General features: G+C 63.3%; 20 protein-coding genes. 10 read left to right on the top strand and 10 right to left on the bottom strand.

Annotated features, from left to right (window positions below; all coding sequences use genetic code 11):
- Positions 1 to 234: 234 nt before the first annotated feature.
- Positions 235 to 1,512: a phosphopyruvate hydratase gene (gene eno, locus KIT02_RS03305; RefSeq protein WP_297582189.1), complete on the bottom strand. Its 1,278-nt coding sequence runs from the start codon at positions 1,510 to 1,512 to the stop codon at positions 235 to 237.
- Positions 1,513 to 1,693: 181 nt separating this feature from the next.
- Here eno and KIT02_RS03300 point away from each other — a divergent pair, with 181 nt between their 5' ends.
- Positions 1,694 to 2,125 carry a VOC family protein gene (locus KIT02_RS03300; protein WP_297582187.1) on the top strand — a complete coding sequence of 144 codons (432 nt, stop codon included), beginning with the start codon at positions 1,694 to 1,696 and terminating at the stop codon, positions 2,123 to 2,125.
- Between the two features lie 7 nt (positions 2,126 to 2,132).
- On the opposite strand, the gene KIT02_RS03295 is transcribed toward KIT02_RS03300, so the two are convergent.
- From KIT02_RS03295 to tpiA, 5 genes are all read right to left on the bottom strand, one after another.
- On the bottom strand, positions 2,133 to 2,726 hold the full coding sequence (locus KIT02_RS03295) for a hypothetical protein (RefSeq protein ID WP_297582185.1): 594 nt from the start codon (positions 2,724 to 2,726) through the stop codon (positions 2,133 to 2,135).
- Positions 2,727 to 2,835: 109 nt separating this feature from the next.
- Positions 2,836 to 3,012 carry a DUF4169 family protein gene (locus KIT02_RS03290; RefSeq protein WP_297582183.1) on the bottom strand — a complete coding sequence of 59 codons (177 nt, stop codon included), beginning with the start codon at positions 3,010 to 3,012 and terminating at the stop codon, positions 2,836 to 2,838.
- A 98-nt stretch (positions 3,013 to 3,110) separates the two neighbouring features.
- Positions 3,111 to 4,739: a CTP synthase gene (locus KIT02_RS03285; RefSeq protein WP_297582181.1), complete on the bottom strand. Its 1,629-nt coding sequence runs from the start codon at positions 4,737 to 4,739 to the stop codon at positions 3,111 to 3,113.
- 110 nt (positions 4,740 to 4,849) lie between these two features.
- The gene (secG, locus tag KIT02_RS03280; RefSeq protein ID WP_297582178.1) at positions 4,850 to 5,377 is read right to left on the bottom strand and encodes a preprotein translocase subunit SecG; all 528 of its coding nucleotides are present in this window, start codon (positions 5,375 to 5,377) and stop codon (positions 4,850 to 4,852) included.
- A gap of 144 nt (positions 5,378 to 5,521) precedes the next feature.
- Positions 5,522 to 6,277, bottom strand: coding sequence for a triose-phosphate isomerase (tpiA, locus tag KIT02_RS03275; protein WP_297582175.1), 756 nt, complete (start codon positions 6,275 to 6,277; stop codon positions 5,522 to 5,524).
- A 122-nt stretch (positions 6,278 to 6,399) separates the two neighbouring features.
- Between tpiA and KIT02_RS03270 the strand changes: the two genes are divergently transcribed.
- From KIT02_RS03270 to KIT02_RS03230, 9 genes are all read left to right on the top strand, one after another.
- A complete protein-coding gene (locus tag KIT02_RS03270; protein ID WP_297582172.1) occupies positions 6,400 to 8,274 on the top strand; it encodes a SurA N-terminal domain-containing protein in 1,875 nt (624 codons plus the stop codon).
- Between the two features lie 29 nt (positions 8,275 to 8,303).
- Positions 8,304 to 9,815: an anthranilate synthase component I gene (gene trpE, locus KIT02_RS03265; RefSeq protein WP_297582169.1), complete on the top strand. Its 1,512-nt coding sequence runs from the start codon at positions 8,304 to 8,306 to the stop codon at positions 9,813 to 9,815.
- A gap of 191 nt (positions 9,816 to 10,006) precedes the next feature.
- On the top strand, positions 10,007 to 10,606 hold the full coding sequence (locus tag KIT02_RS03260) for an aminodeoxychorismate/anthranilate synthase component II (RefSeq protein WP_297582166.1): 600 nt from the start codon (positions 10,007 to 10,009) through the stop codon (positions 10,604 to 10,606).
- Positions 10,603 to 11,622 carry an anthranilate phosphoribosyltransferase gene (gene trpD, locus KIT02_RS03255; protein ID WP_297582164.1) on the top strand — a complete coding sequence of 340 codons (1,020 nt, stop codon included), beginning with the start codon at positions 10,603 to 10,605 and terminating at the stop codon, positions 11,620 to 11,622. Before KIT02_RS03260 ends, trpD begins: the two co-directional genes overlap by 4 nt.
- Positions 11,619 to 12,434 (top strand): indole-3-glycerol phosphate synthase TrpC, encoded by an 816-nt coding sequence (gene trpC / locus KIT02_RS03250; RefSeq protein WP_297585092.1) that lies wholly within the window; start codon positions 11,619 to 11,621, stop codon positions 12,432 to 12,434. Before trpD ends, trpC begins: the two co-directional genes overlap by 4 nt.
- The gene (moaC, locus tag KIT02_RS03245; protein WP_297582162.1) at positions 12,434 to 12,916 is read left to right on the top strand and encodes a cyclic pyranopterin monophosphate synthase MoaC; all 483 of its coding nucleotides are present in this window, start codon (positions 12,434 to 12,436) and stop codon (positions 12,914 to 12,916) included. Before trpC ends, moaC begins: the two co-directional genes overlap by 1 nt.
- Complete coding sequence (gene glp / locus KIT02_RS03240; protein WP_297582161.1) at positions 12,913 to 14,115, top strand: gephyrin-like molybdotransferase Glp; 1,203 nt, start codon at positions 12,913 to 12,915, stop codon at positions 14,113 to 14,115. The genes moaC and glp overlap by 4 nt, the downstream gene beginning before the upstream one ends.
- A 365-nt stretch (positions 14,116 to 14,480) precedes the next feature.
- Positions 14,481 to 15,875: a DEAD/DEAH box helicase gene (locus KIT02_RS03235; protein ID WP_297582157.1), complete on the top strand. Its 1,395-nt coding sequence runs from the start codon at positions 14,481 to 14,483 to the stop codon at positions 15,873 to 15,875.
- A gap of 136 nt (positions 15,876 to 16,011) precedes the next feature.
- On the top strand, positions 16,012 to 17,079 hold the full coding sequence (locus KIT02_RS03230; RefSeq protein ID WP_297582154.1) for a GGDEF domain-containing protein: 1,068 nt from the start codon (positions 16,012 to 16,014) through the stop codon (positions 17,077 to 17,079).
- On the opposite strand, the gene aroA is transcribed toward KIT02_RS03230, so the two are convergent.
- From aroA to KIT02_RS03210, 4 genes are all read right to left on the bottom strand, one after another.
- Positions 17,080 to 18,360: a 3-phosphoshikimate 1-carboxyvinyltransferase gene (aroA, locus tag KIT02_RS03225; protein ID WP_297582152.1), complete on the bottom strand. Its 1,281-nt coding sequence runs from the start codon at positions 18,358 to 18,360 to the stop codon at positions 17,080 to 17,082. It lies immediately after the preceding gene.
- A gap of 209 nt (positions 18,361 to 18,569) precedes the next feature.
- A complete protein-coding gene (locus KIT02_RS03220; RefSeq protein ID WP_297582150.1) occupies positions 18,570 to 18,950 on the bottom strand; it encodes an iron-sulfur cluster assembly accessory protein in 381 nt (126 codons plus the stop codon).
- A gap of 52 nt (positions 18,951 to 19,002) precedes the next feature.
- A complete protein-coding gene (locus KIT02_RS03215; RefSeq protein WP_297582148.1) occupies positions 19,003 to 19,389 on the bottom strand; it encodes an SUF system Fe-S cluster assembly protein in 387 nt (128 codons plus the stop codon).
- An 11-nt stretch (positions 19,390 to 19,400) separates the two neighbouring features.
- Positions 19,401 to 20,621, bottom strand: coding sequence for a cysteine desulfurase (locus KIT02_RS03210; protein ID WP_297582146.1), 1,221 nt, complete (start codon positions 20,619 to 20,621; stop codon positions 19,401 to 19,403).
- Between the last annotated feature and the right edge of the window lie 91 nt (positions 20,622 to 20,712).

Genomic DNA, 20,712 nt, shown 5'->3' with positions numbered 1-20,712 from the left:
TGCGCTCCCAGTCTATACCCTTCTCCCCTTGCGGGAGAAGGTGCCCGCAGGGCGGATGAGGGGTGACTTTCTTCGCGTCTGGCATGGGACAGCGCAGGACCCCTCACCCGGTTTTCCGCTGGACGCGGAAAACCACCCTCTCCCGCAAGGGGCGAGGGAGGACGACTGAGGGACACGCGGTAACAAAAAAGCCCGGTGTCTCCGCCGGGCTTTTCTTAACATTTCGAGAACCGATCAGCGGCCCTTGACGACCGAGAAGCCGGCATATTTGGCGGTGGAACCAAGCTGCTCCTCGATACGGATCAGCTGGTTATACTTGGCCATGCGGTCGGAACGGGACAGCGAGCCGGTCTTGATCTGACCGCAGTTGAGCGCCACGGCCAGATCGGCAATGGTCGAATCCTCGGTTTCGCCCGAGCGGTGCGACATGACCGAGGTGTAGCTGGCGCGGTGCGCGGTATCGACGGCGTCGAGCGTTTCGGAGAGCGAACCGATCTGGTTGACCTTGACCAGAATGGAGTTGGCCACGCCCATCTTGATGCCGGAAACCAGGCGCTGGGTGTTGGTGACGAAGAGATCGTCGCCCACCAGCTGCACCTTCTTGCCGATGGCAGCGGTCAGGGCCTTCCAACCGTCCCAGTCGTCTTCGGCCATGCCATCTTCGATGGTGATGATCGGGTAGCGGCTGGTGAGGTCTTCGAGGAAGCGGACATTGTCGTCCGAGGAGAGCGACTTGCCTTCGCCCTTCATCTCGTACTTGCCGTCCTTGTAATATTCGGTCGAGGCGCAGTCGAGGCCGAGGAACACATCCTCACCCGGCTTGTAGCCGGCCTTTTCGATGGAGCGCATGATGAAGCCGAGGGCTTCATCGGCCGACTGCAGATTGGGCGCAAAGCCGCCTTCGTCACCCACATTGGTATTGTGGCCCTCTGCGGACAGGCCCTTCTTGAGGGTGTGGAAGATTTCCGAGCCGATGCGGACCGCGTCGGCAATGGAGGTGGCGCCGGCCGGCAGGATCATGAATTCCTGCATGTCGATCGGATTGTCGGCATGTTCGCCGCCATTGATGATGTTCATCATCGGCACCGGCAGGACATGAGCATTGGGGCCGCCCAGGTAGCGGTAGAGCGGCAGTTCGCTCGATTCAGCGGCGGCCTTGGCGACAGCGAGCGAGACGCCCAGGATGGCGTTTGCGCCCAGCCGGCCCTTGTTGGCGGTGCCGTCGAGTTCGATCATGGCCTTGTCGATGGCCAGCTGATCAAGGGCATCCATGCCCAGGATTTCCTCGGCGATGGCGTCGTTGACATTGTCGACGGCCTGGGTGACGCCCTTGCCGTTGTAGAGCTTGCCGCCATCACGAAGTTCGACGGCTTCATGCGCACCGGTCGAGGCGCCGGAGGGAACGGCGGCGCGGCCGAAGCTGCCATCGTCCAGAACCACATCGACTTCAACGGTCGGATTGCCGCGGCTGTCATAGATCTGGCGGCCATTGACGTGGATAATTGAAGACATGCGTGCCCTTTCCGGTCGATGCGCGTGGGTGTGCCGACTGTCTAGACGGGCCGTGTGACAGTGAAAAGGGGGGATGTGCAAAAAAGCGGCAGCCCGGCACCTGAAACGTTGCAAGAGTGCCGTTCAGGGGCCTAACATGTCAGCGCGCGCCGGCCGGTGCGCAGATTCCGGAGGAAGCCGAATGACCACACCCCTCGTTTCGCAGGTGGCCCATACCTGCATCTTTGCCCGCGACCTCGATGCGGTGGAGGCCTTTTACCGCGACGTTCTGGGTGTCTCGCCGAAATTCGACTTCAAGCGCGGCGAGACACGGATCGGCTTCTATCTCGATTTCGGCAATCGCACCTTTGTCGAGGTCTTTCTCAAGGGCGAGTCGCGGTTCGAGGACAGCAACCAGATCAACCACATCTGCTTCGAAACGGCCGATATCGATGGCTTCATGGCCAATGCGCGCGCCAAGGGCGTCAGCGTCACGGACAAGAAGCTCGGCGTGGACCATACCTGGCAGTGCTGGCTGGCCGACCCGAGCGGGGTCAAGATCGAGATTTTCCAGTACACGCCGGAAAGCATGCAGTTCGGACCCGACGGGGTGGTGTGCCAGGTGGATTGGTAGGCAACGCCTATTGGCCCGGGCAACGGCCCCAGATTTCGGCGCCCTCGGGGCCGGTATTGACCATGAGATCGGGTGTCGGCCGCCAGACCGCGATGCCGTCCGATATCATGGCGTTCATCGCGTCGAGAACCTCCCGCTGACGGTCGGCATCGGCATCCGCGAGGCCTGAAATCGCCAGAATGTAGCTTTCATCGAGATCCATGGTGAACAGCCGCCCTCCGGATTCGTGCGGGAACAGCTCGAACGTGCCGTGATCCTCGCCCTCGGGACTTTCCTGGCGGATGCGAAAGCTGTCGGGTCCGGTTGCTTCGTGGGTGATCAGGTTTTCCCAGGTGTCGGAACAGGTTCGCTCGATCGTGTCCGTCAGCCGTTCGGTATCCGCCTGGGACTCTCCGGTCCAGTTTCGCACCGTATTGGCGAGCGTGAACCAGCGTCCGTCGATCTGATCGACGATTTCGGCGGGTGTGTCCGGACCGCCCAGGCTGTCCAGTTGCCCGGCGTTGAACGCGGTCGCGATCGTGTCGAGCTGACGCGCGAGGTCTTCGTCGGCCAGGGCAGATGTAGCGCAGAAAACGCCGGCCAGGATGATTGGGATGCGCATGATCGGCTCCTATTTGCCTGTGTCTGAACCATTGGACGCCCAAATGGAGCAGAACCTTGGCAAGTGCCGAACGCTTTTCCGCAATGACGGCGACCGGCCGCGAGTTCGCCTATTCGTCGCGCTTGTGTCCGTCGATCTGCTTTTCGGCGTGAGCCTTCTCGGCGGACTGCTTGAGTTTTTCGCCCTTGCTGCGGCCGAATTTCAGACGATTGGCTTCGGCGGCCGCTTCCTTTTCGGAACGGGCCTTGGCCTTGCGGGCTTTGGACAGGGAGAGGATTTGGGCCACAGGGTACTCCGAAGAGCCCTACCCTGATCCGGGCGGGCCCTCGGGTCAAGCCCGAGGGCAGCGTCGGTGAGCGGAGCCGGACAGCGACCCCGGGTTCGTCACACCAGCCGGCTCTGATCCATGGCGGCGGCGATGAAGCTGGTGAAGAGCGGATGCGGCTCGAAGGGTTTTGATTTCAGCTCCGGATGGAACTGAACGCCGATGAACCAAGGATGATCGGTGCGCTCGACGATTTCAGGCAAGGTGCCGTCGGGCGAGACGCCGGAGAACAAGAGGCCGTTCTTTTCGAGCAGCTTGCGGTAGTCCATGTTCACCTCATAGCGGTGACGATGGCGCTCGGAAATGCGGGTCGAGCCATAGATGTCGGCGACGCGGGACCCGCGGGTCAGCTGGGCCGGATAGGCCCCGAGACGCAGGGTGCCGCCGAGGTCGCCGTCCTGGGCGCGGCTTTCCTTCTCGTTGCCCTTCACCCATTCGGTCATCATGCCGACGATCGGCTCCTTGGTGGCGCCGAATTCGGTGGACGACGCCGCCTTGATGCCGGCGGTATTGCGGGCCGCCTCGATACAGGCCATCTGCATGCCGAAACAGATACCGAAATAGGGCACGTCCTTGGTGCGGGCAAAGCGGGCCGCTTCGATCTTGCCAGCCGAGCCGCGCTCGCCGAAGCCGCCGGGCACGAGGATGCCGTGGACGTGCTCAAGATAGGGGGCCGGATCGTCACGCTCGAAGACTTCGGAGTCGATCCACTGCAGGTTGACCTTGACCTTGTTGGCGATGCCGCCATGGGTCAGCGCTTCGCTGAGCGACTTATAGGCGTCCTTGAGGCCGGTATATTTGCCGACGATGGCGATGTTCACTTCGCCTTCGGGGTTGTGATAGCGGCGGGAGACTTCGTTCCAGGCGGAAAGATCGGGCTCGGGCGCGTCGGTGATGCCGAGGGCGGCCAGGATTTCGCGATCAAGCCCCTCTTCGTGATAGGCGACCGGCACGTCGTAGATCGAGGCGACGTCGAGGCCCTGGATGACGGCAGTCTCGCGCACGTTACAGAAGAGGCTGAGCTTCTTCTTTTCCCCTTCCGGGATCGGCCGGTCGCAGCGCACCAGGAGCACGTCCGGCGCGATGCCGATAGAGCGGAGCTCCTTGACCGAGTGCTGGGTCGGCTTGGTTTTCAATTCGCCGGCCGAGGGAATGTAGGGCATCAGCGTCAGATGCAGATAGGCCGCGTGATTGCGCGGCAACTCGTTGCCAAGCTGGCGGATGGCCTCGAAGAAGGGCAGACCCTCGATATCGCCGACAGTGCCGCCGATTTCGACGAGGACGAAGTCGTAGTCCTCGTTGCCGTCGAGGACGAAAGCCTTGATCGAGTCGGTGACGTGCGGAATGACCTGCACGGTGGCACCGAGGAACTCACCCTTGCGCTCCTTGGAGAGCAGGTCCGAATAGATACGGCCCGAGGTGATGTTGTCGCGCTTGTTGGCCGCGCGGCCGGTAAAGCGTTCGTAGTGACCAAGGTCGAGATCGGTCTCGGCCCCGTCATCGGTGACGAAAACCTCACCGTGCTGGGTCGGCGACATCGTGCCGGGATCGACATTGAGATAGGGGTCGAGCTTGCGCAGGCGGACCTTGTAGCCACGCGCCTGCAGTACGGCGCCAAGCGCCGCCGAAGCCAAACCTTTGCCAAGGGAGGAAACCACGCCTCCGGTGATAAAAACGTACCGAGCCATGGGCGATCACCATAAGCACATCAGAAATGATTCGCAGAGCTGCATCTGCGCTCTACACAAAAAGAAGAAGGGGATGTCGCCATCCCCTTTTCCGTAGCGCCTTGCGGCGGTCAGTTGCCCGTAGCGGGCGCAGTCGTCGTGTTGTCGGGCGCCGCGTCGGCAGCGGGCTCGGTGACCTCGGCAGGCGCCGCGTCGGTTTCGGCCGGGGCAGTCTCGGTCGTGGCCGGAGCGGCGTCGGTCGCGGGCACCGGCAGGTCGCTGCCCGTGGTGTCGGTCGTCGCCGGCGTCTGTGCATCGGCCGGCAGCGGCAGATCGCTGTCACCCTGCAGTGCGTTCAGCGCGTCCAGAACGGTGGATGGCTGCTCGCCCGTCTCGGTGGAAACGGCGTTGTCCAGAATGCTCGACGAGCCGCGGTCCAGTTCGCTCAGAATGGTCAGCCCGATTGCCGAGGCAAAGAACAGCACGGCCAGAATGGCAGTGGTGCGGGTGAGCAGGTTAGCCGAGCCCCGTGCCGTCATCATGCCGCCGCCACCGCCACCACCAATGCCGAGCGCGCCGCCTTCGGAGCGCTGCAGGAGGATGACGACGATCAGCGCCAGAACGATCAGCAGATAGGCGACGAGCAGAACGTTGGCCATGTCAGTCTTGTCTTCGCGTCAGGCCGGTCCCGGACAAGCAGGTCACGGGTCCCGGTTTTGAAAGGATGCGGGGTCATACACCCCTGGAACGGCAAATACCAGCCGGTCGCGGCGATTTTCGCCCCGACCGGAAATGCCGTTCAACTACACGGCCGAGATAATGGTGTAGAAGTCTTTTGCCAAGAGGCTGGCGCCACCGACGAGGCCGCCATTGACATTGTCCACGGCCAAAATCTCGCGGGCGTTCTGCGGCTTGAGCGAACCACCATAGAGAATGCGGATCGTTTCGCCGCGCGACAGGCCGAACCGGTCGACGAGGCGGGCGCGAATGGCCGCGTGAATGTCATGAATTTCCTCAAGCGTCGGGGTGCGGCCGGTACCGATCGCCCAGATCGGTTCGTAGGCGACCACGACCTCGTGGTGCTCGGCCGCATCGGGAATGGACGCCGCCAATTGCGCGGAGACGACGGCCTCGGCCTCGCCGGCATCGCGTTGGGCATCGCTTTCGCCGACGCAGATGATGGGCTTGAGACCGGCGCCGATGGCTGCTTCCGCCTTGGCGCGCACCAGATCGTCGCTCTCCCCGTGGTCAGCGCGGCGCTCGGAATGGCCGACGATGACGAACTGGGCACCGGCGTCCGCCAGCATCGAGGCCGAGATATCGCCGGTATGGGCGCCGGCGCTCTGGGCGTGGCAATCCTGGCCACCCGCCAGAATGCCGCTCGAGGCGCCCTGTGACGCCATGGTCGCAAGCAGGGTTGCCGGTGGACAGACGACGACGACAGCGCGCGGCGCTTCGCCGGTCGTCAGCAGGCGCGCCAGCTCACTCAATTCCTCGAGCGAATGGGTCAGTCCATTCATCTTCCAGTTTCCGGCGATCAGCGGTGCGATGGTCGACAATCTTGCTACTCCTGCCTCTTGCGCCGAGGAAAGGTTTGCCCTAACCCCGGCAGTCTGAATGTCTTACTAGTCCGGCCTTGCCCCTGGGGTAAAGCCTTGGACCCTAAACTGGAACGCTCGAAATGCTCGATGGTTTGCGTGACTTTGCAAAATCCTGGCCGGGAAAGATCATGGGAGCGTTCTTGCTGGTCGGTGTAGCAGGTTTCGGCATCAACAATGTGATCATCGATCTGGGCAGCAATACCATCGCGCGCGTGGGCGACGAGGAAATCGACGCGCGCGAGTTCCTGCGGGCCTACCAGTCGCAGGTCAATGCCGTGGCCAACCAGATCGGCTCGGTGCCCACCACCAGCCAGGCGGAAAGCCTGGGTATTCCCAGCGCGGTGCTGCTGGGCCTTTCGGAAGGCGCGGCGCTCGATGGCCTGGCGGGGCAGTTCGGGCTGGGCGTATCCGATGCCAAGCTGGGGCAAATGCTGCGCGCGGACCCGTCTTTCCAGGGCACGCTAGGCAATTTCGACCCTTCCATCTTCTCGCAGGTGCTGCAGCGCAGCGGCTGGACCGAAGCGGAGTATTTCAGCGCGCGCGGCAATGAGGCCAAGCGCGACCAGGTCATTCAGTCGCTGTTTGCCGATGCGGGCCTGCCCGCGGTCGCCTCTGAGCTGATCAATGGCTATGTGGGCGCGACGCGCGCCATCGATTATGTGACCCTCAACCCGACCAGCGTCGATATCGGCACAACCCCGACCGACGAGGAACTGGCGGCCTATCTCACCGAGCACCAGAGCGAATTCCGCACCGTCGATACACGCAAGGTCAAGCTGCTCGAATTGTCCGTGCCGTCGCTGGCTGCGACCAAGACCGTGGACGAAGACGCCATTGCCGCTGAATATGAGCGGACGCAATCGACCATGACGACGCCGGAAAAGCGCAGCATCGAGCAGGTGGTGCTGTCGACGCCCGAGGCCGTTGCGGCATTCGAGGCCGGTCTTGCAGCCGGGACCGATTTTGCGACCCTGGCCACGGAAGCCGGTTTGACGCCGGCCAGCATCGGCACGCTGGCGCGCAGCGAGGTCACGGACACGCGCCTGGCCGAAGCGGCTTTCGGTCTGGAAGAAGGCGGATTTGCCATTATCGACGGCATCGGCGGCAAGCGGGCCGTGCATGTCGTGGCCATCGAAGCCGAGGGTCAGACCAGCCTCGATGACGCCCGCGCCGGTATTGCCGAGCGCCTGGCGTCGACCGAAGCCCGCAATGAGATCAATATCGTGCTCGACGAGATCGAGGAACTGCGCGCGGCCTTCATCCCGGTGGAGGAGATCGCCGAGCGCTATGATCTGGACGTTTATGAGGCCGATGTGACCGCCAATGGTGCGGAACTGTCGGTGATGCCAAACTTGCAGCCCGCCGATCAGCAGCGCGTGGCGCAGGCGATTTTTGCGGCACAGCCTGATCGGCTCAACCCGACAGTCCCGCTCTCGGCCAATGCCCATGTGTGGTTCGACATCGAGGAAATCCTGCCGGCGCGCGACCAGACGCTGGACGAGGTCCGCGCCGACGTCGAGGAGGCGCTGATGACGCAGCGCACCAATGACGCATTGCTGGCGCAGTCGGCGGACCTGGCCGGGCGGCTCGAGGCCGGCGAGACGCTGGCCGATGTCGCGGTTTCGCAAAACCTCTTCCCGCAGATCAGCGCGCCCTTCAGCCGCTTCGGATCCGAGGATGGCACCATCGACAGCACCGTGGCTGCCGCCGCCTTTGGCGGCGGACCGGATCATTCCGGCTCGGTCGTCAGCGAAAGCGGTGAGTTCATCGTGTTCCAGGTCGTCGACAATACCGAGCCGGCCGAACCGCTGGCCGCGGATGCGCAGACCAGCATCAACAACGAGGCCCGCGCCGGCCTCTATCAGGAATTCGTCGCCGCGTTGCGCGACGATGCCGGGCTTCGCGTCAACCAGCAGGCCCTCAACAATCTGCTCGTGCAGAACTTCGGCCAATAAGGCCACCACCACCAACGGAACCAGACCAAATGGGCGACGACTTTTCCAAGCGATTTACCGAGCAATACAATGCCGGAAACTCGCAGCTGGTCTGGCGCCGCATCGTGGCCGATCTGGAAACGCCGGTGGGGACCTATCTGAAGCTGGCCGCCGAGCGCACGCATTCCTTCCTGCTCGAAAGCGTGCAGGACGGCACGACGCGAGGGCGCTATTCCATCATTGGCCTCTTGCCCGACCTGATCCTCAAGGTGGAAGACGGCAAGGCCTCGATCAACCGCAGCGCCCAGACGGCGCCGGATGCCTTCGAGCCGATGGACGACAAGCCGCTCGATGCCCTGCGCAAGCTCGTGGCCGAGAGCCAGATCGACATGCCCGATGGCCTGCCGCCGCAATCGGCGGGCATTTACGGCTATCTCGGTTATGAGATGGTCCGCTACATGGAAGTGCTGCCCAACGCCAATCCCGACGATCTGCAGACCCCCGAGGCGGTGCTGATGCGCCCCTCGCTGCTGGCGATCTTCGATACGGTCAAGGATGAGCTCTACCTGACAGCGCCGATCTATGTGCGCAGCGGCGTCAGCGCCGCCCAGGCGCTTGCGGCCGCCGAGAGCCGCATCGAGGAGGCGATTGCCCGGCTGTCGCGCGCCCTGCCCGCGACCACGACCGCCCTGCCCGACCTCGACAAGATCGCCGTCACCAGCAATACGCCCAAGGAAGATTATTTTGGCATGGTGGCGCGGGCCAAGGAGTACATTTCGGCCGGGGACGTGTTCCAGGTCGTGCTCAGCCAGCGGTTTTCCGCCGACTTTACCCTGCCGCCCACAGCCCTCTACCGGGCGTTGCGGCGGACCAATCCCAGCCCCTATATGTATTTCCTCGATTTCGGTGACTTCGCGGTGGCCGGATCGAGCCCGGAAATTCTCGTGCGGGTGCAGGACGGCGACGTCACCATCCGCCCCATTGCCGGGACGCGCAAGCGCGGTGCGACACCGACCCGAGACAAGGAATTGGCGGCCGAACTGCTATCGGACCCCAAGGAACTTTCCGAGCACCTGATGCTGCTCGACCTGGGACGGAACGATGTCGGCCGGGTGGCCAAAACCGGCACGGTCAAAGTGACCGACAAGTTCTTCCTCGAATACTATTCCCACGTCATGCACATCGTTTCCAATGTCGTGGGCGTGCTCGACCCGCAATATGACTTTGTCGACGCCCTGTCGGCCGGTTTCCCGGCCGGCACGGTTTCAGGCGCACCCAAGGTGCGGGCCATGGAGATCATCGACGAGCTCGAACGCTCCCGGCGCGGCATCTATGGCGGCTGCGTAGGCTATTTTGGTGCCGACGGCACCATGGACACCTGCATCGTTTTGCGTACCGGCATCGTCAAGGATGGCAAACTGCATGTGCAGGCCGGCGCCGGCATAGTCGCCGACAGCCAGCCGGCGCTGGAGCAACTGGAATGCGAGAACAAGTCCCGCGCTCTTTTCAGTGCCGCCGAAGAGGCGCTACGCTATGCCGGTGAAGCGGGAGTGGGCCAGTGAGCTTTGAGCGCATTCAAGAGATAGATTCCCGCGTACGCGAGAATGACGTGGCGGGTGTGACGAACCACGTCGTGATCCCCGCGAAAGTGGGGATCTCCAATCGATGGCGGGGAAGTTTCTGAAAACAGGGGTTCCCGCTTTCGCGGGAATGACCCGGTGGATAGAAACACCTTCAGCGGAACGTCCAGAAAATGACCAAGACCCTCGTCATCGATAACTACGACAGCTTTACCTACAACCTCGTCCATTTCCTCGGGGAACTGGGCGCTGATATCACTGTCAGGCGTAACGACAAGATTACCCTTGAAGAAATCGCGGCGATGGCTCCGGAAGCCATCGTGCTCTCGCCTGGGCCGTGTACGCCCAACGAGGCGGGGATATGCCTTGCGGTCATCGACCGATTCAAGGGTACGATCCCGATGCTGGGCGTGTGCCTGGGCCATCAGGCGATGGGTCAGGCGCTGGGCGGCGAAGTGATCCGCGCGCCGAGCCTGTTTCACGGCAAGACCAGCACGATCAATCATACGGGCAAGGGCGTTTTCCGTGGGCTCAATGCCGGCTTTGAGGCGACGCGCTATCACTCGCTGATCGTGCGGCGCGAAAGCCTGCCCAGCGAGCTCGAAATCACCGCGACGACGGATGACGGGCTGATCATGGGCATGCAGCACAGAACCCTGCCGGTGCATGGGGTGCAGTTCCATCCCGAGAGCATCGCGTCGGAAAATGGCCACGCCCTGCTGCAGAATTTTTTGAACATTGCCCGCGACTTCAACGGAAAGCAGGCCGCGTGATGGACATCAAGGCAGCGCTCAACAAGATCGCCGACGGCAAGGACCTGACCGGCGAAGAAATGCGCGGCGTCATGCGCATCATCATGAATGGCGAAGCGACGCAGGCACAGACCGGCGCCTTCCTCATGGGCATGCGGATCAAGGGAGAGACAGTCGGCGAAATCGCGGCTGCCGTGTCGATCCTGCGCGAGCAGATGGTGCCGGTATCGGCCCCCGAGGGTGCGATCGACATTGTCGGCACCGGTGGCGATGGTGTGGGGAGCCTCAATATTTCCACCACGACCGGCCTCGTCGTGGCGGCAGCCGGTGTTCCCGTGGCCAAGCATGGCAACAAGGCGCTGTCGTCGCGCTCCGGCGCCTCGCAGGTGCTCGAGGCCCTTGGGGTCAAGCTCGACCTGACGCCCGACCAGATCGGCAAGACCATTGCCGATGCCGGGATCGGCTTCATGTTTGCGCCCAGCCATCACCCTGCCATGCGTCACGTGGGGCCGGCGCGCGCCGAAATGGGTGTGCGGACGCTGTTCAACCTTTTGGGGCCGCAGTCGAACCCGGCCGGGGTGCGGCGCTACCTGCTCGGCGTCTATTCCCCGCAATGGGTCGAGCCGGTGGCGGCGGCGCTCCTGGCAAACCGGGCGACCAAGGCCTGGGTGGTGCATTCGAGCGAGGGCCTGGATGAACTGTCCACCTCTGGTCCGAACTTCGTGGCCCAGATTGCCGATGGCGACCTGCGCAGTTTCGAGTTGCACCCCGAAAAGGTCGGGTTGAGCCTTACCGATCCCAAGGACCTGCTGGGCGGCGAGCCCAGCGAAAATGCTGCAGCGATGATGGCGCTGTTCGATGGAGCGCCCGGCGCCTATCGCGACACGGTGCTGCTCAATGCCGGGGCAGCGCTGTTGGTTGCCGACAAGGTCGGCACCATCGAGGATGGTATTGCCATGGCCCGCTCGGTCATCGACACTGGCAAGGCAAAGCAGACACTGGCCCGCCTGGTGGCGGTATCGAACGGACAGGGCTGATGAGCGATATTCTCAAGCAGATCGAAGCCTATAAGCGCGAAGAAATCGCCGCGGCCAAATCTATGCGCCCCTGGGCCGAAGTGGTTGCGGCAGCGCATGACCAGCCGGCGACGCGGGGCTTTGTCAAAGCCATCAAGCAGAAGCGCGCCAAGGATCAGTTTGCCCTGATCGCCGAGGTGAAAAAGGCCAGCCCATCCAAGGGCCTGATCCGACCCGATTTCGAGCCCACGCAAATTGCCCGCGATTATGAAACGGCTGGCGCGGCCTGCCTGTCGGTGCTGACCGACCGCCCCAGCTTTCAGGGCTCGCCGAGCTATCTGATCGAGGCACGGGCGGCAACCAACCTGCCGGTGCTGCGCAAGGACTTCCTGTTCGAGACCTATCAGGTGGCCGAGGCCCGCTCCTGGGGCGCCGACTGCATTCTCATCATTCTCGCCGCCGTCGGCGACGACGTGGCGCGCTATCTGCTCGACGCTGCCGAAGAATGGGGCATGGACGCGCTGGTGGAGGTGCATGACCAGATCGAACTGGACCGGGCCCTGGCGCTCGACAGCAAGTTCATCGGCATCAACAACCGCAACCTGCGCACCTTTGAGACGACGCTGGAAACCACGGTGAACCTGGCGGCTGGCGTGCCATCGGATGTGTTGCTGGTCAGCGAAAGCGGCATTGTGGACCATAGCCACGTCCAGATGCTCGACGAGCGCTGCGGCGTCGGCACGTTCCTCGTGGGCGAAAGCCTGATGCGGCAAGCGGATGTGGTAGCGGCGACCCGGGCGCTGCTGATGGGGCAGCCCGAGACGGTTCGCTGATGGGCAAGGACGGCCTCACCCATCTCAACGAACGCGGCGAGGCCCACATCGTCGATATCGGCAACAAGGCCGTTACGCATCGTCGCGCGCTGGCGCAGGCCCGGCTCACTGGCCAGCCTGCAACCATTGCCACGATCATGGCGGGCGGGCTCAAAAAGGGCGACGCCCTGGCGGTGGCGCGCGTTGCCGGCATCATGGCCGCCAAGAAGACCTCCGAGCTCATTCCGCTCTGCCACCCGATCGCCCTGACCAAGGTGAGCGTCGAGATCACCCAGGACACGAACAGCGCAATCCTGATCAGCGCCACAGCCGAAACGACCGGCCAGACCGGCGTCGAAATGGAAGCGCTGGTGGCCGCGAGCACCGCGGCTTTGACCCTCTACGACATGGCCAAGGCCATCGACAGGGCCATGGTGATTTCCGATATCGAATTGGTGGAAAAATCCGGGGGCAAGTCTGGCGACTATGTGAAGGCGCCATGAGCCTGCTGCCAGTCGACGCGGCGCTTGCCGCAATCCTGGCGCGGGTGCCGCCAGTCAGCAGCGAGATCGTTGACATTGCGCAGGCTGTGGGCCGCGTGCTGGCAGAACCGATCATCGCCCGGCATGATCAGCCGCCGTTCAACGCCAGTGCCATGGACGGCTACGCCGTGCGCGCGGCCGATGTGCAGCCGGACGAGTTCCTGACGGTCATCGGCTCCGCGCAGGCCGGGGCGCGGTTCGAAGGGGTGATGGGCCATGGCGAAGCCGTGCGCATCTTCACAGGGGCGCCCCTGCCCGAGGGCGCCGACACGGTCATCATGCAGGAAGAGGCGATCCGCGATGGCGAGCGCGTACGCTTTGCGGTGCCGGCCCGGCCGGGCCACAGCGTGCGCCTCAAGGGCAATGACTTTGCCGTCGGCGACACGCTTGTCGCGGCCGGTGAACGGCTCAGCCCGATGCAGATATCGGTGATCGCCGCGGCCAATATTGCAGAAATTCCGGTTTCCCGGCGCCCGCGCATCGCCCTTGTCGCGACCGGGGACGAACTGGTGCCGCCCGGACAACCGCTTGGTCCGGACCAGATCGTGGCGTCGAACAGTTTTGGACTGGCCGCCATGCTCGCGCCCTATGCCGACGTAGTTCTCGATCATGGCATTATGCCCGACAATCGCGAGGCGCTGCGCGAGGGGATCGCAAATGTCCTGGCGCAGGACCCGGACATTGTCATCACCTCCGGTGGCGCATCGGTGGGCGAGCATGACCTGGTGCAGGATGTGCTCAAGGACCTCGGCGTCTCCCTCGATTTCTGGCGGATCAACATGCGGCCGGGCAAGCCGCTGATGTTTGGCAGCCTGGGCCGGACGCTTGTTTTCGGGCTGCCCGGCAATCCGGTTTCGGCCATGGTGACGGCGCTGGTCTTCATCAAGCCGGCGCTGCGCGCCTGGCTGGGCGCGGCGGAGCACGAGCCCTGGCACCTGCCCCTGGCCGGCGCAACCCCGCCAAACAGCGCCCGCCGCCATTTTATGCGCGGGCGCCTCGTCCACACCCCCACCGGCCCCGAAGTTTTGCCGATCTCCCAAACCGACAGCGGGCACACCTCCTCGCTTGCCTATGCCGACCTCCTCATCATCCAGCCGGAAAACGATGCGGGCCAGCAAAGCGGCACACTTGTGGCGGTGCTGCCGATCGACGGGTTTTAGTTTGAAGCCGCGCAATTCCGGCGGACCGAAGGCCCCGTTCACGCGCCATTTAACTGCGTTTGCAGGTGAATTGGCCTTAGCCGTTGACAGTCAAGGCCTTTGCGTTATGGTCCGCGCCGCTGGGATGTCCCTGTGGTCAAGGTGTTTTACTGCCATGACGACAGTTCGGGGACACCAAGCCGGCATCACGGACGCGTAGTTTCGGTTCGTGTGCCATGGCGGATCAGGACCCTGGCCGATCCGCTTGCCTGCAAGGGCCGCGCGCCCCGAAAGCGGACCTTGTGCGAGAGATCAAAGACCGATGCACCGGCCCCATTCCGGGACCGGACGGGCTTCGGACATCACCGTTGAGTGGAACGACCAACTTGACCGACGACTTTTCCGGACTTGGCCTTTCAAGCAAAGTCACCGACGCGGTTGCCGCAGCCGGATACAACAAGCCGACCGAAATTCAGGCGCAGGCCATCCCGCACCTGCTGCAGAAGAAGGACCTGATCGGCATTGCCCAGACCGGTACGGGCAAGACCGCATCCTTCGTGCTGCCCATGCTGACGCTGCTGGAGGCCGGCCGCGCCCGGGCCCGCATGCCGCGCACGCTCATTCTCGAGCCGACGCGCGAACTGGCGGCCCAGGTTTCGGAAAACTTCGAGAAGTACGGCAAGAACCATCGGCTTTCGATGGCCCTGATCATCGGCGGTGTTTCCTTCGAGGACCAGAACCGCAAGCTCGATCGCGGCGTCGACGTGCTGATCGCCACGCCCGGCCGGTTGCTGGACCAGTTCGACCGCGGCAAGATCCTGCTGACGGGCGTGGAAATCCTCGTGATCGACGAGGCCGACCGCATGCTCGATATGGGCTTCATCGACGATATCGAAAAGATCGTGTCGCGCCTGCCGCCGCGCCGCCAGACCATGCTGTTCTCGGCCACCATGGACGGACAGATCGAACGGCTGACCAAGAAATTCCTCAAGGACCCCGTGCATGTGCAGGTGTCCCGCGCCGCCTCGACTGCCGACACCATCGACCAGAAGCTGGTCAAGGTTTCGTCCAAGCCCGATGAAAAGCGCGCGGCGCTGCGGGCGCGCATCGATGCCTCCGAGGGGCTGACCAACGCCATCATCTTCTGCAACCGCAAGCGCGACGTGGCCACCCTCGCCCGGTCCCTGCAGCGCCACAAATATTCCGCCGGCGCCCTGCATGGCGACATGGACCAGAAGAGCCGAATGGAAACGCTGGATGCGTTCAAGACCAACAAGCTCACTTTGCTGGTCGCCAGCGATGTCGCCGCGCGCGGCCTCGATATTCCGGCGGTGAGCCATGTGTTCAACTTCGACGTGCCGGTTCATGCCGAAGACTATGTGCACCGCATTGGCCGCACCGGCCGTGCCGGACGCTCGGGGGTTGCCTATACTCTGGTGTCGTCTGCAGACACCAAGCATCTCGAAGCCATCCTCAAGTTGATCCAGAAGCCGATCGACTGGCTGGAGCCGGGCAATGCCGCGGCACCTGCGGCGGCCGTAGCCGAGGAAAAGCCAGCAAAGAAGGCGCCATCGCGTCGACGTGGCAAGGCCGAGGCGGACGCAGCAGAGCCGGCAAAGCCGGCCGCTCGCAAGGAAAAGCCGAGCCGTACAAGTGCACGCAAGCCGGCGGAAGTCGAAGCGGCAAAAGAGCAGGCCGACACTGTGGACACCAAGGGCAATCCCTTTGGCGATGCAGGCCCAATACCGGCTTTCTTGTTGCGAGCGACCCGCACGACTTAGTCATTGCGCGTGGAATATTGCTGCGCGCAACTACCGAATCTCGGCAAGCTGTGCTTGAGTTGCATTGAGGCGCTTCGGCGCCGGGCGAGCGAGGATCGTCCGCTGGGGAGCAGCGCAACGGGGCGCGAGGGAAGCAGTGTCGGATCATGAATTCATGCGGGCGCTTGGCTATGCCAATGCAGCCTTCGACCTGCTCAAGCGGAGCAGCATTCCGCCTTATCCTCAATTCTATGAACTGCTCTACACCTATGCCACGGGCGTCAATCCTTCGCTCAACAGCCGCATCAATGCGATCTTCCGCGCTGGCGGATCGCCATCCGCGGACCTGGCCGAGACGCTCTACAACGAATTTCTGAAATCGGATGTCGACGACCGCATGTCGAACGTGTCCGAACGCATGCATGCCCGGATCGAGGCCGTGCATGACGCCATCGACACCGCCATGACGACGGCAAATGCCTATTCCGGCTCTCTCCAGTCGGCGAGCGGCGATCTCGAACGCACCATGTCTGCCGTTGCCATGAAGAGCCTGGCCGACAAGCTGTTGCTGGAAACGCGCCGGATGCAGGAGACCAACCGCACACTGGAGATGAAGCTCGAGGCGTCCCGCGAGGACATTGCGGCCCTGCAGCGCGACCTCGACGACGTACGCCGGGAATCCATGCTCGACCCGCTGACCAAGATCGCCAATCGCAAGAGCTTCGACGAGGGTCTTGAGGATGCCATCAAGGAGTTCAAGGAAACCGGCGCGCCACTGTCCTTGATCATGACCGATATCGATCATTTCAAGACGTTCAACGACACCTATGGCCACCAGACCGGCGACCAGGTGTTGCGGCTGGTCGCGATGACGCTGAAGTCCAATATCAAGGGCAAGGACATTGCCGCCCGTTATGGCGGCGAGGAATTCGTCGCGGTTCTGCCTTCGACCGACATGGAGGGCGCAGTGATCGTCGCGGAGAATATCCGCAAGGCGATCCAGGCCAAGGAACTGCTCAAGCGGTCGACCAATGAAAAGCTGGGGCGGATCACGGCGTCGTTCGGCGTCGCGCGATTCAATGCCAGCGACACAGCAGTGACCTTTGTGGAGCGGGCCGACCGGTGCCTTTACGCCGCCAAACGCGCCGGCCGGAACCGGGTCATCACCGAGGATGACCTGGCTGCTGCCACCAAGCCGACCTCGGGCGACGTTTCGGCCGCCTGATTACCGGTCCGGGATCAGGTCCACACCCAGCCCCTCTAACATCGACCAATATTCGGGCCAGGTCTTGCCGGTGCAGGACGGGTCAAGAATGACCACATTGGGCACGAGCAGGCCCGCAAGAGCAAAGCTCATGGCGATGCGGTGGTCGTGATAGGTCTCGATCTTGATGCGCGAATTCCGCCCGGCGAGCGAGGCGGCAAGGTGCGGGTCCGCGTGAACGACAAGATCGTCGCCCTCTTCGACCGCGAGCCCCGGACGCAGGCGATTGAGTTCGTTGGCCACGGCGCGGATGCGATCGGTTTCCTTGACCCGCAGATTGGCAATGCCGACAAAACGGACGGGATTGTTGTTGAACGCAGCCACGACCGCGATGGTCGGCACGGCATCCTGCATCTGCGAGCCGTCGATGATGGCGGGCATATCGGGAAACTGGGCCAGCACGGCCTGCGCGGCAGCATCGGGCTGGGTAAAGGCATCGGCAGCGACGCCCATGTCGATACTTCCGCCGGTCAGCGCTTCCATGCCCCAGAGATAGGTGGCGGCAGAGGCATCGGGCTCGATGTGGAAGTCGGTGGCCGCATAGCCGGTCGGCTGCACCAGCCAGGAGCCATCATCGCGCGCCTCGACCGTGGCGCCAAAGGCGCGCATGGCGGCAAGGGTCAGATCGACATAGCCACGTGCGCCGATATCCTTGCCGGTCAGGGCAATTTCGATGGGGCCGTCGCCAAAGGGGGCGGCCATCAGCAGCGCCGAAACGTATTGGCTGGAGAGGGAAGCATCGATCTCCACCCTGCCCTGCCCGAAGCGTCCCGTGCCGTGGACGGTCACCGGCGGACAGCCCGTGGGGCAATCGGCGGCAATGCCGAGGGATTTCAGGGCCTCGACCAATGGCCGAATGGGGCGCAGGCGCATGTCTTCGTCGCCATCGACGATCACCGTGCCTTCGATGGTGGCGACGGCGGCGGTCAGAAAGCGGGTGGCGGTGCCGGCATTGCCCAGAAACAGGGCGTTGTCCGGTGCGGACAGGCGGCCCGAACTGGTCACCACAAAACTCGTCGCATCCGGCTCGTCCACACTCACCCCCATCTGCCGCAGGGCAGCTGCCATCAGGGTGGTATCCTTGCTCTTGAGCGCGCCGGTGAGGCGGCTGGTGCCGCGGGCGAGAGCCGCCAGCAGGAGCGCGCGATTGGTGATCGACTTGCTGCCCGGCGGAGAAACCCGGCCATTCAGCGGACGATTTGGCGGGACAATGGTGTAGGCTGGGGGAAGTGCGTTCGGCATGATGGCGGGATCAATGCCTTACCTTCGAGCGGTGCGCAACTGGAGAGATACCCCTCACCCGTCTCGGCCTGCGGCCGATCCACCCTCTCCCACAAGGGGAGAGGGGTAAGCCGGTGGTTATGCCAGCTTGGTGCTACCCTTCTCCCTTTGCGGGAGAAGAGCTTGCCCGCGGCTCGAATGGGGGTGCCCAAGGGGCGGATGAGGGGGAACTAGGCCGACTGACGCGCCTCGGCCAGGGCTTTGAGATCGGCGGCAGCGAGGGTGACGCTTTCGCCGCAGCCGCAGGCGCCGGTCTGGTTGGGGTTCTTGAAGGTGAAGCTCGAACCCATCTTGGTGGCTTCGAAGTCCATGACCGTGCCCAGAAGGTACATGGTGGCCTTGGGATCGACCCAGACATTGACGCCGCGATCCTCGACATGGTCGTCGCCGGCAATCGGCGCCTCGACATAGTCCATGGTGTAGGACACACCCGCGCAGCCGGCATTCTTGATGCCCACGCGCAGCCCCACCACAGGCTTTTCGCTGTCTTCGATGATCTCGGTGATGCGCTCGGCGGCGGCATCGGTCAGCGACATGATCTTGAACGGCATCGGATGAGCCCTTTATCGGCGTTTCACGATATATAGGCGCAGACGCGCCGAATTACCACCAGTTCAACGCGACTTGAGCCTCTTCGCTCATGCGCGATGCGTCCCAGGGCGGATCGAAGACCATGTTGACGGTGACGTCCTGAATGCCCTCGACGCCGCGCGCTGCATTTTCGACCCAGCCCGGCATTTCGCCCGCCACCGGACAGCCAGGTGCAGTCAGCGTCATGTCGATGGTCAGATTGCGGTCATCGTCGAGATCGACTCGGTAGATGAGCCCGAGCTCATAGATGTCGACCGGAATTTCCGGATCATAGACGGTCTTGAGCGCCCCGATGAGATCGGTGGTGATCCGCTCGACATCGGCCTCGGGAATGCTCGACGAGACCGTAGGCGCAATGCGCACGTCCGTCGTGTCTTCGATCTTCGTTTCTTCAGTCATGGCGGCCTTCCTCAGGCGAAAAACTTGCGGGCGCGCTCGATACCATCGACCAGCGCGTCCACGTCGTCCTTGCCGTTATATAGGGCGAAGGAGGCCCGGCAGGTAGAGGTGACGCCAAAACGATGCAAGAGCGGCTGGGCGCAATGCGTGCCGGCGCGGACGGCGATGCCGTAGCGATCGAGAATGGTCGCGACGTCATGGGCATGGGCGCCGGCGATCTCGAACGAGAAGATGCCGCCCTTGCCCGGCGCAGTGCCGATCAGGCGCAGCGAATTGATGCGGCTCAGCTGTTCATGGGCATAGGCGGCGACGTCATGCTCATGAGCGGCGATGGTGTCCCGGCCCAGACCCTGCATGTAGTCAAGGGCCGCCCCCAGACCCATGGCCTGGACGATGGGCGGCGTACCGGCCTCGAAGCGATGCGGCGGCTCGTTATAGGTGACGCCGTCGAGCGTTACGGTTTCGATCATCTCACCGCCGCCCTGATAGGGCTGCATGTCGGCCAGCAGATCGTATTTGCCGTAGAGCACGCCAATGCCGGTGGGACCGTAGAGTTTGTGCCCGGTCATGATGTAGAAATCGGCGTCGAGGTCCTGAACATCGACCCGCGTGTGAACAGCACCCTGGGAGCCATCAACGAGCACCGGAATGCCACGCGCATGGGCAATGGCAACCATCTCCTTGATCGGATTGATGGTTCCGAGCACGTTGGACATATGTGTAACGGCAACGATACGGGTGCGATCCGACAGAGCGGCCTCGAAGGCGTCCAGATCCAGGCTGCCATCGTCGCGCACGTCGATAAATTTCAGCACTGCACCGCTACGCTCGCGGTGGAAATGCCACGGCACGATGTTGGAGTGGTGCTCCATGATCGTGGTGACGATCTCGTCGCCTGCCCCAATCCGCGGGCCGACAAAGGATGACGCAACCAAGTTGATGGCCTCGGTGGCGGATTTGGTGAAGATGATCTCTTCGATCCGGCCAGCATTGAGGAAGCGGCGCGCGCTTTCCCGGCCCGCCTCGTAGCCCTCGGTCGCGCGATTGGCGAGGGTATGCAGTCCGCGGTGGACATTTGCATATTCGTGCCGGAAGGCATGATCCATGCGATCGAGCACCTGCACCGGCTTCTGCGCCGAAGCGCCGCTGTCGAGATAGACCAGGCGATGGCCGTGAATCTGTTCCGACAGGATCGGAAAATCGGCGCGGACTTTTTCGAGGTCGAAGGTCACTTCCAACTCCACGGTGTCATTCCCGCGAAAGCGGGAACCTCCGTTGTGATGCACGCGGTCCTATCCGCAACAGGGATTCCCGCTGTCGCGG

This window comes from Devosia sp. (assembly GCF_025809055.1).
Taxonomy (GTDB): Bacteria; Pseudomonadota; Alphaproteobacteria; order Rhizobiales; family Devosiaceae; genus Devosia.
Note: the sequence above shows the minus strand (reverse complement) of the source record. Positions and strands in the feature narration are given on the sequence as shown.

Excerpts from the sequence above, each read along its gene's own strand:
- trpE (WP_297582169.1), top strand. The coding sequence starts at position 8,304 with ATGGGCGACGACTTTTCCAAGCGATTTACCGAGCAATACAATGCCGGA.
- KIT02_RS03260 (WP_297582166.1), top strand. The coding sequence starts at position 10,007 with ATGACCAAGACCCTCGTCATCGATAACTACGACAGCTTTACCTACAAC.
- KIT02_RS03270 (WP_297582172.1), top strand. The coding sequence starts at position 6,400 with ATGCTCGATGGTTTGCGTGACTTTGCAAAATCCTGGCCGGGAAAGATC.
- glp (WP_297582161.1), top strand. The coding sequence starts at position 12,913 with ATGAGCCTGCTGCCAGTCGACGCGGCGCTTGCCGCAATCCTGGCGCGG.
- KIT02_RS03285 (WP_297582181.1), bottom strand. The coding sequence starts at position 4,739 with ATGGCTCGGTACGTTTTTATCACCGGAGGCGTGGTTTCCTCCCTTGGC.
- moaC (WP_297582162.1), top strand. The coding sequence starts at position 12,434 with ATGGGCAAGGACGGCCTCACCCATCTCAACGAACGCGGCGAGGCCCAC.
- secG (WP_297582178.1), bottom strand. The coding sequence starts at position 5,377 with ATGGCCAACGTTCTGCTCGTCGCCTATCTGCTGATCGTTCTGGCGCTG.
- KIT02_RS03215 (WP_297582148.1), bottom strand. The coding sequence starts at position 19,389 with ATGACTGAAGAAACGAAGATCGAAGACACGACGGACGTGCGCATTGCG.
- eno (WP_297582189.1), bottom strand. The coding sequence starts at position 1,512 with ATGTCTTCAATTATCCACGTCAATGGCCGCCAGATCTATGACAGCCGC.
- KIT02_RS03295 (WP_297582185.1), bottom strand. The coding sequence starts at position 2,726 with ATGCGCATCCCAATCATCCTGGCCGGCGTTTTCTGCGCTACATCTGCC.
- KIT02_RS03300 (WP_297582187.1), top strand. The coding sequence starts at position 1,694 with ATGACCACACCCCTCGTTTCGCAGGTGGCCCATACCTGCATCTTTGCC.
- aroA (WP_297582152.1), bottom strand. The coding sequence starts at position 18,360 with ATGCCGAACGCACTTCCCCCAGCCTACACCATTGTCCCGCCAAATCGT.
- KIT02_RS03220 (WP_297582150.1), bottom strand. The coding sequence starts at position 18,950 with ATGCCGTTCAAGATCATGTCGCTGACCGATGCCGCCGCCGAGCGCATC.